The sequence below is a fragment of the Heyndrickxia shackletonii genome (genome assembly GCF_001420715.1).
GTDB lineage: Bacteria > Bacillota > Bacilli > Bacillales > Bacillaceae_C > Margalitia > Margalitia shackletonii.
This window is the reverse complement of sequence record NZ_LJJC01000004.1, coordinates 3661516-3676795: the sequence shown is the minus strand read 5'-3', so window position 1 is coordinate 3676795 and position 15280 is coordinate 3661516. Positions and strand designations below refer to the sequence as shown.

Annotated in this window: 17 protein-coding genes and 1 pseudogene; 14 read left to right on the top strand and 4 right to left on the bottom strand. The window is 36.8% G+C overall.

What is annotated here, in order from left to right; all coding sequences use genetic code 11:
* Positions 1–41: 41 nt before the first annotated feature.
* Positions 42–1496 carry an NAD-dependent succinate-semialdehyde dehydrogenase gene (locus AN964_RS17670; protein WP_055740951.1) on the top strand — a complete coding sequence of 485 codons (1455 nt, stop codon included), beginning with the start codon at positions 42–44 and terminating at the stop codon, positions 1494–1496.
* 529 nt (positions 1497–2025) lie between these two features.
* Here AN964_RS17670 and AN964_RS17665 read toward each other — a convergent pair.
* Entirely contained in the window at positions 2026–2922 is an 897-nt protein-coding gene (locus AN964_RS17665; RefSeq protein WP_055740950.1) for an RluA family pseudouridine synthase, read from the bottom strand.
* Positions 2923–3031: 109 nt separating this feature from the next.
* Between AN964_RS17665 and AN964_RS17660 the strand changes: the two genes are divergently transcribed.
* Positions 3032–3436, top strand: coding sequence for a DUF5365 family protein (locus AN964_RS17660; protein WP_055740949.1), 405 nt, complete (start codon positions 3032–3034; stop codon positions 3434–3436).
* 138 nt (positions 3437–3574) lie between these two features.
* The gene (locus AN964_RS17655; protein WP_055740948.1) at positions 3575–5302 is read left to right on the top strand and encodes a phospho-sugar mutase; all 1728 of its coding nucleotides are present in this window, start codon (positions 3575–3577) and stop codon (positions 5300–5302) included.
* A 53-nt stretch (positions 5303–5355) separates the two neighbouring features.
* Here the strand turns inward: AN964_RS17655 and AN964_RS17650 are convergent, their stop codons facing one another.
* Positions 5356–5616 carry a YhdB family protein gene (locus AN964_RS17650; protein WP_055740947.1) on the bottom strand — a complete coding sequence of 87 codons (261 nt, stop codon included), beginning with the start codon at positions 5614–5616 and terminating at the stop codon, positions 5356–5358.
* Between the two features lie 549 nt (positions 5617–6165).
* Here AN964_RS17650 and AN964_RS17645 point away from each other — a divergent pair.
* Positions 6166–7365 (top strand): MFS transporter, encoded by a 1200-nt coding sequence (locus AN964_RS17645; RefSeq protein WP_161809277.1) that lies wholly within the window; start codon positions 6166–6168, stop codon positions 7363–7365.
* Between the two features lie 79 nt (positions 7366–7444).
* Here the strand turns inward: AN964_RS17645 and AN964_RS17640 are convergent, their stop codons facing one another.
* Positions 7445–7729 carry a hypothetical protein gene (locus tag AN964_RS17640; RefSeq protein WP_055740945.1) on the bottom strand — a complete coding sequence of 95 codons (285 nt, stop codon included), beginning with the start codon at positions 7727–7729 and terminating at the stop codon, positions 7445–7447.
* A 179-nt stretch (positions 7730–7908) separates the two neighbouring features.
* On the opposite strand from AN964_RS17640, the gene AN964_RS17635 reads away from it, so the two are divergent.
* The 7 genes and pseudogenes from AN964_RS17635 (at position 7909) to arsC (ending at position 14102) form a co-directional block, all read left to right on the top strand.
* Positions 7909–9324, top strand: a complete 1416-nt coding sequence (locus AN964_RS17635) for a SpoVR family protein (protein ID WP_055740944.1) — start codon at positions 7909–7911, stop codon at positions 9322–9324.
* A gap of 225 nt (positions 9325–9549) precedes the next feature.
* Positions 9550–9996, top strand: a complete 447-nt coding sequence (locus tag AN964_RS17630) for a MarR family winged helix-turn-helix transcriptional regulator (RefSeq protein ID WP_055740943.1) — start codon at positions 9550–9552, stop codon at positions 9994–9996.
* A 20-nt stretch (positions 9997–10016) separates the two neighbouring features.
* Positions 10017–10465, top strand: a pseudogene (locus AN964_RS17625) (arsinothricin resistance N-acetyltransferase ArsN1 family A).
* Between the two features lie 60 nt (positions 10466–10525).
* The gene (locus AN964_RS17620) at positions 10526–11863 is read left to right on the top strand and encodes an NAD(P)-binding domain-containing protein (protein WP_437177103.1); all 1338 of its coding nucleotides are present in this window, start codon (positions 10526–10528) and stop codon (positions 11861–11863) included.
* Between the two features lie 151 nt (positions 11864–12014).
* Positions 12015–12350 (top strand): ArsR/SmtB family transcription factor, encoded by a 336-nt coding sequence (locus AN964_RS17615; protein WP_055740941.1) that lies wholly within the window; start codon positions 12015–12017, stop codon positions 12348–12350.
* Positions 12351–12370: 20 nt separating this feature from the next.
* Complete coding sequence (locus AN964_RS17610; protein WP_126649101.1) at positions 12371–13660, top strand: arsenic transporter; 1290 nt, start codon at positions 12371–12373, stop codon at positions 13658–13660.
* A 22-nt stretch (positions 13661–13682) separates the two neighbouring features.
* The gene (arsC, locus tag AN964_RS17605; RefSeq protein WP_055740939.1) at positions 13683–14102 is read left to right on the top strand and encodes an arsenate reductase (thioredoxin); all 420 of its coding nucleotides are present in this window, start codon (positions 13683–13685) and stop codon (positions 14100–14102) included.
* Here arsC and AN964_RS17600 read toward each other — a convergent pair.
* Complete coding sequence (locus tag AN964_RS17600; protein ID WP_055740938.1) at positions 14074–14277, bottom strand: helix-turn-helix domain-containing protein; 204 nt, start codon at positions 14275–14277, stop codon at positions 14074–14076. The genes arsC and AN964_RS17600 overlap by 29 nt on opposite strands.
* A 168-nt stretch (positions 14278–14445) precedes the next feature.
* Between AN964_RS17600 and AN964_RS17595 the strand changes: the two genes are divergently transcribed.
* The 3 genes from AN964_RS17595 (at position 14446) to AN964_RS17590 (ending at position 15255) form a co-directional block, all read left to right on the top strand.
* Positions 14446–14772 carry an ArsR/SmtB family transcription factor gene (locus AN964_RS17595; protein WP_055740937.1) on the top strand — a complete coding sequence of 109 codons (327 nt, stop codon included), beginning with the start codon at positions 14446–14448 and terminating at the stop codon, positions 14770–14772.
* Between the two features lie 72 nt (positions 14773–14844).
* Positions 14845–15018 (top strand): hypothetical protein, encoded by a 174-nt coding sequence (locus tag AN964_RS26485; RefSeq protein ID WP_161809276.1) that lies wholly within the window; start codon positions 14845–14847, stop codon positions 15016–15018.
* 27 nt (positions 15019–15045) lie between these two features.
* Positions 15046–15255: a hypothetical protein gene (locus AN964_RS17590; protein WP_055740936.1), complete on the top strand. Its 210-nt coding sequence runs from the start codon at positions 15046–15048 to the stop codon at positions 15253–15255.
* The last annotated feature ends 25 nt before the right edge of the window (positions 15256–15280 follow it).

Sequence of the window (15280 nt, the reverse complement as noted above, 5' to 3'; positions counted from 1 at the left end):
CATCCATTTTGGGGATTTATAAATAAAGGTGGTAGGTAGAAATGCAATTAGATGGCCAATATGAAAAAAGCATGTATATTAATGGTCTTTGGTGTAATGCAGAAAGCGGAAATCAGGAGCATGTTGTAAATCCTGCAAGCTTGAACAAAATTAAAGCTTTTTCCTATGGAGATGGAGCAGATGCCAAGAAAGCAGTAGAAGCAGCAAAAAAAGCATTTACGGATTGGGCAAATCTTTCTGCCAGAGAGCGCTCCAAATATTTGTATTCTGCTTATACATTAATGATGGAAAAGCAAGAAGAGCTTGCAAGAATTTTAACGACGGAACAGGGAAAGCCGCTTGCTGAGGCAAGAGGAGAAATTGCATCTGCTGCAAGCTACCTGCAATGGTACGCGGAAGAAGGAAATCGTGTGTATGGGGAAATTATTCCTTCATCGAATAAAGGAAAGAGGCTTTTTGTCGTTCCACAGCCAATAGGAGTTGTTGCTGCCATCACACCATGGAATTTTCCATCCTCGATGATTACCAGAAAGCTTGGGCCAGCACTTGCGGCAGGATGTACAGTTGTCTTGAAACCTGCGGAACAAACGCCTCTGTCAGCCATCGAGATTGTGAAGATCTTCGAAGAGGTCAGATTGCCAAAAGGTGTCTTGAATCTAGTAACAGGAGATCCAACCTCGATTGGTCAGGAATTCATGAGCAATCCTGATGTCCGTCTAATTACATTTACTGGATCCACAGAAGTAGGAAAATTGCTCATGAGGGGTAGCGCAGATACTGTGAAAAAACTGTCATTAGAATTGGGCGGTCATGCACCTATCCTTGTGTTTGATGATTCAGATCTTGAACAGGCGGTCAAGATGACCATCATGAGTAAATTTCGAAATTGCGGACAGACATGTATATGTGCCAATCGCATCTATGTGCAGCATTCCATTCAAGAGGAATTTACTGCAAAATTAATGGAACAACTTGAATCAATGAAAATCGGAGAAGGTTTGGATGAACAAGTAAATATTGGTCCATTAATTGATGAAAATGCTTTACTAAAGGTTAAACACCAATATGAAGACGCAATTTCAAAAGGGGCTAGTACAGCATTAGGTGGAAAGGTGTACAAGGAAAAGCTAAATGGGTACTTTTTCGAACCTACCGTTTTAACGAATGTCTCTAATCAAATGAAAGTGATGAATGAAGAAACGTTCGGACCGTTATTACCTATTCAAACCTTTGAAACAGAGGAAGAGGTAATTGAACTAGCGAATCATGACAGATATGGTCTTGCCGCATATTTATTTACAGAAAATCTAAACCGTGCCATTAGAGTAATGGAAAAACTTGAATATGGAATTGTAGGGATAAACGACGTATTCCCTGCAGTAGCAGAAGCCCCATTTGGGGGAATTAAACAGTCCGGTCAGGGTAAAGAAGGCGGTCGCGAGGGAATCATGGAATATTTGGAAATGAAATATGTTTCGATGGGATTGAAGCGGTAAAATTAGAATGGATGTGTGGATCTGAAAAAATCGGCGAATTGGCCGATTTTTTTATGAAATTATTAACCCGGGATCTTATGTAAATTTATTATTTTATACATAGGTAAAAAATGCTGAAAGTGGGAGTGTCCTTTATAAAGCATCAAAAGACCAACTGGTAGAAGAATCCGGTTCTGAGTGGTCTTTATAAGGGATCAAAAGACCAATTGGAGGAAGAATCCGGTTCCGAATGGTCTTTATAAGGAATCAAAAGACCAACTGGAGAAAGAATCCGTTCCCGAAAGGTCTTTATAAGGCACCAAAAGACCAATTGGTGGAAGAATCCGTTCCCGAATGGTCTTTATAAGGGATCAAAAGACCAATTGGTGGAAGAATCCGGTTCCAAATGGTCTTTATAATTCACCAAAAGACCACCTGAAGGAAGAATCAAAGACCAGCTTTTGCTAATAAATAACCTGCCCGAAACGCTCATTATTAGGTAATTTAAAGAAAAATACGTTAAATATTATCGTCATCAATCTAATCACTTTTACAAGAATATCGGTGGCTCATCTAGAAACGGTGCAATACATTCCAGTTTTTTCCCGGTAAATGGATGGGTGAAAGTTAATTTCCGAGCATGGAGTGCCTGCCTTTTAAAAATTGGCTTCCCCCCATATAAAACATCGCCTGCGAGTGGATGCCCTATCGAACTTAGATGAACCCTTATTTGGTGGGTTCTTCCGGTATCGAGAGTACACTCAATCATCGATAGATTTTTAGCTGGAAAGGTTTTTACTAATTTATAATGAGTAACCGCGTTTTGGCCGGTTTTGGAGACTCGTCTTCTTGTTGGATGGTGGCGATCACGACCAATAGGTTGATCAATGACTCCGGAACGATTTTTGAGTATGCCTTGTACAAGCGCTAGGTAAGTACGCTTAATGTCTCTTTCATTTAACATCCGATCAAGTATTGCATGGGAAAATGCATGTTTTGCAAATAAAACTGCTCCTGTTGTATCCTTATCAAGCCGGTGAATATGGCGGACACGGCGCTGTTCGCCTTTTTGTTTTAAATGATAAGCTACTGCATTTGCTAATGTATGTGACTGACCGGGTTCATTTGGATGCGTCTCCATTCCAGCGGGTTTATTGACAACAAGAAGATGCTCATCCTCATACAATAGGTCTATTTCAATCGCATCTGGAAGAACTCCGTAATCTTCTTCCTGAAACAAGGCAATTTGTAAAAAATCACCTGTTTGAAGAGGCCGTTCCCATCTAGCATTTTCTCCATTTACCCTAACACTTTTTTCCATTCGGAAATGATGAATCATTTTTTTAGGGGCTGCCCAAACCTGCCGAAAAAGTTGATCAACCGTAATCTTATCCCATTTTTCTGGTATTTTTAAATCAAACCAACTATCGCTTTTATCCATTTTCATTTTGAAAGTCCTTTCACATGGTCATAATTACCACGGTATTACTGATTTTTTCTATGGTATTCTTAACATAAATACACGAAAGAGAAGTATTTAAAAGGGTGGGTTACAATTGAAAGTTGTTTTTGCATCAACAAAAGAACAGGAAGATAAAATACAAGAACTAGCTGACTATATGTTTACATTTATTTTTCCTAATTATTATGATGATGATGAAATTGCTAATTTTAAAAAAATTAAAGTGTTGCATACATCTAAGCGTCACTTTGAATATTTTAGTACGTTAAAAGAAGCATATCAAGTTATAACATGCCTTCAAACCATCATCTCAATCTTGGAATATAAATTAAAACATCCGAAAGACACTGATTATGAAGAAATTTTTAATCACAATGTTTCTATTTTAGAAGATTATGATGTATTTTTTCCGTTTTATTATTGTCAATTTAATTCTACTGTTAAATCAAAGCTTTCCATGAGTATATATAAAAAAGCAGCAAATGAACTCTTGATTTAAAATCCGCCACACTAGGAGCGGGTTTTTTTATTTTAAAAAACTTTACGATCAATCTCGACATTTTCTTTCATTGAATTAAAAAAATATTTTCATTAGTATAGAAAGTGTCTAGTAAAAACCCTAGAGGGGGATATAAATATGTGGGAAAAATCGTACTTAAAGTGGAAGCAATTTGAAAACTTGGATTCTGATTTGAGTATTCAGTTGCAAGAATTGGAAAAGAATGAAGTTCAATTAGAAGACGCCTTTTATAAAAATTTAGAATTTGGCACCGGAGGAATGCGTGGTGAATTAGGGCCGGGCACCAATCGGATGAATATTTATACGATTCGCAAGGCATCTGAAGGACTTGCACGATTCATAGAAGGCTTTGGAGAGGCAGCAAAGGGACGTGGAGTTGTCATTGCCTATGATTCCCGTCATAAATCTCCGGAGTTCGCCATGGAAGCAGCAAAAACCCTTGCTACACACGGAATTAATACATATGTTTTTGAAGAGCTTCGTCCGACTCCTGAACTGTCTTTTGCTGTCCGATATCTACATGCATTTTCAGGAATAGTGATTACGGCAAGCCATAATCCGCCTGAATATAATGGCTATAAGGTGTATGGAGAGGATGGTGCTCAATTGCCGCCAGCAGCAGCGGATGAGGTCATTGCCAAAGTAAATGAGGTCGAAAATGAGCTGGAAATAAAGGTTGAAACGGAAGCGGATTTAATATCCAGAAGTTTAATTACCATGATTGGAGATAAATTGGATCAAGCTTATTTAAGGCAATTATTCACTATTAGTGAAAATCCGGAGTTGGCAAAGGAATCAAACATTCGAATTGTGTTTACTCCATTACACGGTACGGCAGAAAAACCGGTGAAAAATGCCCTTCAAGCATTTGGTTATCAAAATGTATTTGTCGTCGCTGAACAAGAGAAGCCAGATCCTGAATTTTCAACGGTTGCCTCACCGAATCCTGAAGAAAAAGCAGCGTTTGAGCTTGCGATTGAATATGGAATAAAACAAGATGCGGATATTTTAATCGCCACTGATCCGGACGCAGATCGTTTAGGTGTTGCTGTGAAGGATAAAAATGGTGAATATGTACTGTTGACCGGAAATCAAACCGGTGCGATTTTATTGCATTATCTTTTATCTCAAAAAGCTGAAAAAGGAACTATCCCCGCAAATGGAAAGGTATTTAAAACCATTGTAACATCAGAAATTGGCAGAAAAATCGCAGAGTCTTATAATATCCCTACAGAAGACGTGTTAACTGGCTTTAAATTTATTGGGGAAAAAATTAAACAATATGAGGCAACTGGTGAGTATAAATTTTTATTTGGATATGAAGAATCCTATGGCTATTTAATTGGTGATTTCGCGCGTGATAAAGATGCTGTTCAAGCGGCAATTTTAGCATGTGAGGCTTGTGCCTATTATCAAAAACAAGGAAAAACTTTGTACGATGCACTGCTTGATATATATGAGCAGTTTGGCTATTACAAAGAGGACCTTCAATCATTGACGTTAAAAGGGAAAGAAGGAGCGGAGAAAATCAAACAGTTATTAGAGCATTTCCGCACAGAGCCTCCTGCCCACATAAATAATATGAAATTAACCATCATCGAGGATTATAAAATAAGTAAAAGAATTAATGTTAAGCAAAATATTGAGGAAAATATTAATTTGCCTAAATCGGATGTTTTAAAATTCTATTTGGAGGATGGTTCTTGGATTTGTTTACGTCCTTCAGGAACTGAACCGAAAGTAAAATTCTATTTTAGTGTGTATACTGAAAGTTTAAAGGAAAGCAATGAAAAATTGCAAAGTCTTACAGAAGATTTTATGAAACAAATTCGTTCTCTCATCTAAATGTAATAATTTCAAAAAAACGGCTCTCCAATTTGGAAAGCCGTTTTAAACTGTTACCTCATATATAAAAAAGACTCTTCGATAACAGGTTCAGCCTGTTTTCCCACTTCATTGGCATGATCAATGTACCTTAGAAGGGAATATAGATTTCGTTCTATTACGGAATAATCATGAGAAAAATGATAAGCGTGTAATAATCGTTCTATCCGCTTCGAAAGCATATCATCTTTCGTTCTCACCATTAATATGAGCAAATTATCCCATTGCGACCGGTGGGTATAATAAAGCGCACGATCATAATCAACACTGTTCATTTTATTCCCTCCTATTTAGTCCTTTCTAAAAAAGAACCTGCTATCCAACTTACATCAAATGGGGTTACCAACCCATCAAATGAAAGTACCATTTTAGGAGTTGTTTTTAGTGTATGCAAAAAGTTGAATTAGTGACGCAGTAAAAGTTGGGGATATTGGTTTAGAAAAAGGCATAATATAAAAAAGTGTTGAGAATTATGTATTTGAGTCATGAAAAAACCTAAGAGTAACAATGATTCGTGTGTAGGTCACATAAAAAGGAATTTTGGGAACATAAAAATAGACAAGGGTCCTATTCTGAATGAATTGAGTCACGAAAAAACAAAAGTGTAACAATCCTTCGAGTATAGATCACATAAAAAAGTATCTAAGTCTTTTGGTCCAACAAATTCGGGAACAGGTTATTTAAACTAAATCGAAGAAGAAAAAATATCCTTCATCAAATACCGAATATGTTAAAATAATGAAAAAAGAAGTGAAAGGTGATTAATCCAATGTGATGTTTTTCCTCTAAAAAAGACAAAAGAACAGACTTAAGGAGGAATGGCATTGCGTTCAAAAGCCTTTCGATATTTATGGGTAGGACAGTCCTTTGCAAATGCAGGTGATGTTTTATATATAGTTGCATTAATTGCCGCTATTTATCAAGCAACCGGTTCAGCATTTCAAATGACGTTAGTCCCTTTTATGATAACCTTTTCCAAATTTAGCAGCAGCGTTGTCGCTCCAATACTTTTGGACCGATATACGTTAAAGCATTTATTGGCTACTTCACAAGCATTAAAAACTGTTTTAATGTTTGTTTTGTTCCTAGTCGTTTTAAAAAGTATTTCTTTTATTTGGATCATCTTTTTATTAGCAGCATTGATTGCATTTTTAGATGGATGGGCACTTCCGGCCTCTAATGCACTTGTTCCATCCATCGTAAAAAGAGAAGAATTAATGAAAACAAATGGGTTTTTATCGACATTGGAACAATCGATACAATTTACTGGTTGGGCTGCCGGCGGAATAGTAACTGCAGTGATTCAGCCAACGGGAACTTTATTGATGACTGGAATATTTTATTTGGTAAGTACTATTTTCATGTATAGTATCCCTTTTTATCATGAAAAACATGTACAGAAGACAAGTGAGCGTAAGTTTTCAACCTATGCTGCACAACTTTCAGAAGGCTGGAAGGAAATATGGAAAAATAAAACACTCAGGCAAATTCAATGGATTAGCTGGATAGAAACGATTGCAGGTGTTGTATGGATAGCAGCCATTATGTACCTATTTGTTGACAAACGGCTGCACGCCAGTGAGGAATGGTGGGGATTTATTAACAGTGCTTTTATCGCAGGGCTTTTTATAGCGAGCGTAGTTTTGTTAAAGTTTCATGCCTTTTACCGCACGCATCAAAGCAATATTTTAGTCATATGTGGTTTCGGTACTGCCTGTGCTACCCTTGCATTTGGCTTAAACGAAATACCTATTTTAGCGCTTGTTCTATCCTTGCTATTTGGTGTGTTTGACCAGCAGAAAGCAGTGATATTACAGACCTTGGTTCAAACAAAAACTAATACGGATCGGTTGCCGAAAGTATATGCCACCCAGGGTGCTATTGCTGCTTTTTCATTTGGAATAGCATCATTGCTTTCAGGTACTGTCGTAGAGCTTGTTGGTGTGCGAAATATTTATATTATCGCTTCGATTCTTCTTTTTATAAGCATCGTACCGATTTATTTGTTAAGAAAGAATTTATAAAAAATAGCGAACTGATTGGCCGGAAACCAATCAGTTCGCTATTTTTTGTTTAGTTTTAGATTTTTACCTTACATCAACACTAAGGTTTAACAGAGCCTTTTATATAAGCCGAAAAATAAATAATCCCCGATGCGAAAAATAATGCCATGTTAATCACCATCCAACTAAGCGAGACATCAATGGAAAGATTCATGCGCTTCGCACCAAAAAAATAAACAACTTCTGAAATAACGGCAATCAAAAAAGCAATTCCGAATGGAAGAAATTTTTTCGAACTGTTCTCATTAAATAATTTTATGGAATATCGGCAGCCGATGATAGTTCCAATGATAAGTATGATAAAAACAGCGATTAACAACCACATTTAAATCAACCTCCTTCTTAATAGTAGCATAAAAAATGTACAGATACTGTTAATAAAAAAGTAAATTGCATTACATTTGAAAAGGATTAAAAACAAAATGTACTACATGATTTTCCGCTTTTTCTCATACATTGTTGTATGAGTATGAAATATAACATGTGGAAAAGGGGGAGACGCGGTTGAATATTGAAGAGAAAAAGGACTTGGAGAAAGCGATATCGGAAATAACAGAGATTGCAAGTGGATTTGGTCTTGATTTCTATCCAATGCGCTATGAAATTTGTCCAGCAGATATTATCTACACATTTGGTGCTTATGGTATGCCGACACGCTTTTCCCATTGGAGTTTTGGTAAGCAGTTTTTCAAAATGAAGCTGCATTATGATCTCGGCCTCAGCAAAATTTACGAACTTGTCATTAATTCGGATCCATGCTATGCCTTTTTGCTTGATTCCAACTCATTAATTCAAAATAAACTGATTGTTGCCCATGTTCTCGCGCATTGTGATTTCTTTAAAAATAATGTTCGTTTTCAAAATACAAAACGAGATATGGTCGAAAGCATGGCTGCTACGGCTGAAAGAATTCGTGCTTATGAAATTAAATACGGAAAGAGGGAAGTAGAAAAGTTTATCGACGCGGTTTTATCGATTGAAGAACATATTGACCCTTCTTTAATGAGACCAAAACTTGCTTGGAGTATGGATGATGAGGATGAATGGGAGGAAGAGGAGCATAAAACTGTTACCCCATATGATGATTTATGGTCGATAGATGATCGCAATAAAAAACCAGTGGAGAAAAAGCAAAAAAAGAAATTTCCACCCCAACCAGAAAAGGATATTATGCTATTCATAGAACAGTATAGCCGTGAATTAACCGATTGGCAGCGGGATATTATGACGATGATCAGGGAGGAAATGCTGTATTTTTGGCCACAGCTGGAAACGAAAATCATGAACGAAGGCTGGGCATCTTACTGGCATCAACGGATTCTCCGCGAGATGGACTTGACAAGTGATGAATCCATAGAATTTGCAAAATTAAACGCAGGAGTGGTGGTTCCTTCAAAAACAGGAATCAATCCATATTACCTCGGAGTAAAAATATTTGAGGATATTGAAGAACGCTGGAATAATCCGACGGAGGAAATGATACAACGGGGTGAAAAACCAAATTCCGGGCGGGAAAAGATGTTTGAAGTACGGGAGATAGAGTCCGATATATCTTTTTTAAGGAATTATTTAACAAAAGATCTAGTAATGAGAGAAGATATGTATTTATTCCAAAAGCAGGGTCGTGATTACAAGATTGTCGATAAAGAATGGAAACAGGTGCGGGATCAGCTTGTCGGCATGAGAGTAAATGGCGGATTTCCTTATATTACTGTTAATGACGGAGACTATATGAAAAACGGAGAACTTTACTTAAAGCATTGGTATGAGGGAATTGAATTGGATTTGAAGTACCTGGAAAAAGTATTGCCGTATTTACATCAGCTCTGGGGAAGACCGGTTCATTTGGAGTCGACAGTTGAAGGCAAGGATATGCTGTTTACCTATGATGGACGGAGTGTGCAAAGAAAATATTTATAAATAATCGAGATTGCTGGATTTATTCAGCAATCTTTTTTTTTGCGAAGACCAGTTGTATAGAACACTAGGGTTTAGCTAAATACAAATAGTTTTGTCGAAAATAAATCAAAAAAATTTGATAAATAATACTTGCAAAAATCAAGTAAAAAGAATAAAAATAAATTAAATAAGTCATAAAATAGGAATTAAAAGTTGATTTTTACAACTAATAAGGAGGTATTAATATTGAGGAGATCATTTCAAACGATCACAAGGAGTTTTGGAGTGTTAAATAAAATCTGTTGCTCCGTGGATGGGGTAGATGTATCAGCCATACAAAGTCATATTCTTTATGAAATAGATACAAATGACCAACCTTCCATGCAACAGATCGCAGACCTGCTGGGCATTGACATCGCAACATTCAGCAGGCAAATTCAGACACTTGTCAAAATGGAACTGGTTGAAAAAATTCCATCTAAAGAAGACAAAAGAGCCAGCAACCTTATATTGACGGAAAAAGGGGAGAAAGTAGCAAGGGAAATTGACAAACAAGTGAATGCGTTTCTTGAAGATATTTTCAGCTCCATGACCGATTTTGAGCGTGAAACTGTGCAAGGAGCAGTAAAATTACTTGCTAATGTCATGACAAAATCACCATTGTGCTGCGGGAGCAAAAAAGGAATCTGGTAGTTGTTAAAGGAGGGGGAGGGATGGAGGAATTAAGGATTCGATTGGCAACGCTTCATGATATAGAAGATGTCCTTTCTATTTATAACGAAGGGATTGAGGATCGAGTCGCGACGCTCGAAACAGAAACAAAGGATTTAACGTATATGTTGAATTGGTTCCAAAATCATCAGAACCGCTACCCAGTGATTGTGGCAGAACGATTAGGTGAAATTACCGGATGGGCGAGTTTAAACAAATACAATACCCGAAAAGCCTATGACGGTGTTGCAGATTTATCGGTTTATATCAAAAGAACCCTCCGAGGAAAAGGGATTGGTGGAAAGCTATTATCCGTATTGAAGCACATGCAAAAGAAAATGATTTTTATAAAATTGTTCTTTCAACTTTTCCTTTTAACGAATTAGGGCAAGGACTATATAAGAAAAAAGGATACCGAGAAGTGGGAGTGTTTGAAAACCAAGGGAAGTAAGATGGAGAATTTGTGGATGTCATGGTCATGGAAAAATTAATTATATAGGGGGTAATGGATATGAATGAATTTAATATAAATACTCTTCCAGTTGCAATTATCGGAGGAGGCCCTGTGGGGCTAGCCGCAGCTGCCCATTTAGTGAAAAAAGGTGAGAAGTTTGTAGTGTTTGAAGCAGGAAGCACAGTAGGAGCGAGCATGCTGGAATGGGGACATGTAAAAATGTTTTCCCCGTGGGAATACAACGTGGATAAAGCTGCAAGGGAGTTACTAGAACAAACTGGGTGGACTTCACCGAATAAAGATGTGTTACCGACAGGTCGTGAATTGGTCGAAGAGTATCTTTTGCCGTTAAGTGATCTTCCAGAAATCAAAGACCACATTATATTAAATGCAGAAGTTATGGGTGTCACTAGAAAAGGAATTGACAAGTTAAAGTCAGCTAATCGGGACAACGTTCCTTTCCAGCTTTATGTTGAAGTTAACGGGGAGACGAACGTATTTGAAGCAAAAGCTGTCATCGATTCATCTGGTACTTGGAAAAATCCCAATCCTGCACTTTCGAATGGTATCTGGACGAAGGCGGAAAGAAACCTAAAAGATCAAATTTATTATGGTATCCCAAACGCGAATGAATTAGCAAATCGCTATATAAACAAAAACGTGCTGGTCGTAGGAAGCGGACACTCCGCTATTAATACGCTTCTTGAGCTTGCTGAACTGAAAGAGAAATATTCAGATACATCGATTACTTGGATCCTTCGTAAGAACAATCTTCATGAAGTCTATGGCGGTCAAGAAAATGATGCCCTGCAAGCTAGAGGAGAACTTGGAATCCTACTTCAGAAATTAGTGGAATCAGAACAATTAAAAATTGTTACTCCATATTATATAAACGCTTTAACCGAAGAAAATGGAAACATCAGTATAAAAGGGGATATAAACGGCGAAGAAATGACCATTTATGGAATCGATGAAGTTATCGTCAGCACAGGTTTCAGACCTGACACATCCATTATAAGTGAACTCAGATTAACCATAGATCCTGCGGTCGAAAGTGTTGAAGCACTTGCCCCTTTAATTGATCCTAATATTCATAGCTGCGGAACGGTAAGACCTCATGGTGAGCAGGAATTAAGACATCCTGAAAAGAACTTTTATATTGTAGGAATCAAAAGCTACGGGAGAGCTCCAACGTTCTTACTTGCGACTGGATATGAACAAGTACGTTCTGTTGTAGCGTATTTAACAGGGGATTATGATGGGGCAAAAGAAGTACATTTAGAACTACCTGAAACTGGAGTATGTAAAACGAATTTTACGACCAGTGCAAGTTCTTGTTGCGGACGTCCAGTACCAGTTACATTAGAAGTAAAAAATAGCTCTTGTTGCGGTTGAAAGATAAAAACCAGTCCTAATTTTGGATTGGTTTTTTAAATGCTTGCTCTTATTTTTACAAATTCTTAACGAAGCTTTCTTGAAAAACACATATAAGCAATTTATTATATAAGCAGTTAGTTATATTCGATTTTACATATGGAGGTTTCATATGACAGCAAAAGAAGAATTAAATATTACTACCGCAGCGGGAATTTTAAAACTTTTAGGGGATAAAACTCGCTTATCAATGGTGAAGATCATGTCAGAGCATGAGGTTTGTGTCTGTGAATTGGTTGATTTATTCGAAATAAGCCAACCAGCCATTAGTCAACATGTGAAAAAGCTAAAAGACAATAGACTAATCAAAGAGAGACGAGGAGCACAGTGGATTTATTATTCTTTGAATCCAGAATTTCCTTATTACGATTATCTATTGAATGTTATAAAAGATTTACCTAGTCAAAAGTACAAAATAGAAGAAAGTTGTCAAAATTGTTGTGACTAAACATAGGGGGAAATACATCAGTGGTTATCTTATCAATTATTATTTTTTTACTTACCTTGACGTTGGTCATATGGCAGCCGAAAAATTTATCCATCGGATGGTCTGCTTGCGGAGGTGCCGTCTTAGCTCTATTAGTGGGAGTTGTTGATTTCCATGATGTTATCGAAGTAACGAAAATTGTGTGGAATGCCACCTTTTCTTTTATCGCTATCATTATTATTTCTTTAATCTTAGACGAAATTGGTTTCTTTGAATGGGCAGCTCTCCATATGGCAAGGACGGCAAAAGGAAATGGAATTAAAATGTTTGTGTATGTCAGTATTCTAGGAGCATTGGTTGCAGCATTCTTTGCCAATGACGGGGCAGCACTTATTCTTACGCCGATTGTATTAGCGATGGTACGAAATTTAAACCTGGAAGAAAAAAAGATTTTTCCGTTTATCATTGCAAGTGGATTTATCGCGGATACGACATCTCTTCCACTAGTGGTAAGTAATCTTGTAAATATTGTTTCAGCTGACTTTTTCGGCATTGGATTCGTTCATTTTGCATCTAAAATGATCATCCCTGACTTGTTCTCTTTAGTAGCAAGTATTCTTGTGTTATTTCTTTATTTTAGAAGGAATATGCCGAAGCAATATGATTTATCGAAATTAAAGAGACCAGTTGATGCTATTCAAGATAAGAAGATGTTTCGAATGTCTTGGATTGTGCTAGCGGTATTATTAGCAGGTTATTTTATCAGTCAGACGTTCCACATCCCAGTTTCTATTATTGCAGGAGTTGTCGCCATCTTCTTCTTACTAATGGGAAGGGAAAGCAAGGCGATTGAAATCAAAAAGGTGTTAAATGGTGCACCTTGGGCCATCGTATTTTTCTCGATTGGAATGTATGTAGTCGTTTATGGACTGAGAAATGCTGGGTTAACCACCATATTGGGAGATGTGATTCAAGCGGCTGCCAATCATGGTTTACTAGTTGGAACGGTCTCCATGGGATTTTTGGCGGCATTTCTGTCTTCTGTCATGAATAACATGCCGACCGTCATGATTGATGCTCTTGCGATAAGTGGAACCCATGCGGCAGGAGTAGTGAAAGAGGGACTGATTTATGCGAATGTCATCGGTTCCGATTTAGGACCAAAAATTACGCCAATCGGGTCTTTAGCAACACTTCTATGGCTTCATGTATTAAAAACCAAAGGTGTAAAAATATCATGGGGAACGTATTTTAAAACAGGTATTATTTTAACCATCCCTGTCTTATTGATTACTCTTTTAGGCTTATACTTATGGTTACGGCTTGTTTAATCAAAATGGAATAAGGAGAATAATGATGTCTAAAACGATTTACTTTTTATGTACTGGCAACTCTTGCCGAAGCCAAATGGCAGAAGGATGGGCGAAGAAATACTTAGAGGATGAATGGACTATTAAAAGTGCAGGTATTGAAGCTCATGGATTAAATCCCAATGCCGTAAAAGTAATGAAAGAAGTAGGGATTGATATATCTAATCAAACCTCCGATATTATTGACCCAGAAATATTAAATAATGCAGATCTAGTGGTTACGTTGTGTGGGGATGCAGCAGACAAGTGCTCCGTCACACCACCGAAAGTGAAACGTGTTCACTGGGGTTTTAACGATCCTGCGAATGCCGAAGCAACAGAAGAGGAAAAGTGGGCTTTCTTTGGACGTGTTCGGGATGAGATAGGGGAACGTATTAAACGTTTTGCCAAGACAGGAGAATAAATTTTAGCCAAGAGTTTGATGCTCTTGGCTTTTTGTATGTAACAGCCTTCGTTTTTCCTGTCTCTAACTGACTTAAATATCCCGATGATATTCCTAATGCTTTCGCAAAAGGATTAAGAGAGATTCCTTTTTTTTCGCTCATTAGTCGGATTTTTTGCCCCAAATTCTTCAACATATTATTTCTCTCCATCCTTTATCAATATGCGGTAAAGGCTCTTTATAGAAGTTGAAAAATAGGCTACCGATTCATCAAATTTTTTTTGATAAACGGATTGACAGATGAAAATGTTGGAAGTATGATTGATATATCAAAATTATTTGATTTATAAAGTAGGTGAAATCAATGAATCAAGAAATCCCTTCTCAAGATGTATCCTTGGAGAAAGCTTTTGAGAAATATGAGCAGAAGTTTAAAGCACTTGCGGACAAAAAGAGACTTCAAATTATGAATATATTAACTCAGAAAGGTACGATGTGTGTATGCGATTTAGCTCCAATGATGGAAATGACTCAATCAAAACTGTCTTACCATTTAAAAATCTTATTAGATGCTAATATTATTTTAAAAGAGACCAAGGGTACATGGAGTTATTACACGCTAAATCAGGAAGAGGTTAATCATTTACTTTCACATGAACTTTGTTGTTTATTTAAACCTAGTTGTTGTTAATTTTTTTTTAGATAATAAATCAATTTTTTTTGATTTAATATTTTTTTACATTAAATGATAGGAGGAAGAGCAATGTTTAATGACTATGAAGTATTTCAATGGATTAAATTCCGCCAACAAGAAATGGAAAGAAAAGCAAAAAATGCATGGAAGCAACAAGTGGATCTTAGTGAAGTAAAACCTTCAATAAAACGTAGTTTTTCTTTAAAATCTACTATGCATCAGCCATGTTGTAATTGTGCATAGTACACGTTGGGGGAAGAGGGAATTAATATGACAGTAAATCATGCTGGAGTATTAAGTAAGGACTATTTCATTGCTTACTTGAAATTAATAATGAACGCAAGAGTATGCTCTTTAGAAATGGCAAAAGATATTACATTAGAACTCTTTTTCCATAGCAATTTAAAAGAATATGGAGAAGAAACATCGAAGCGGTTTTTAGAAGCCTACAATGAATTAATGACGGTTATGGATCATTAATTGTTTTTAAATCAAAAAAATTGAT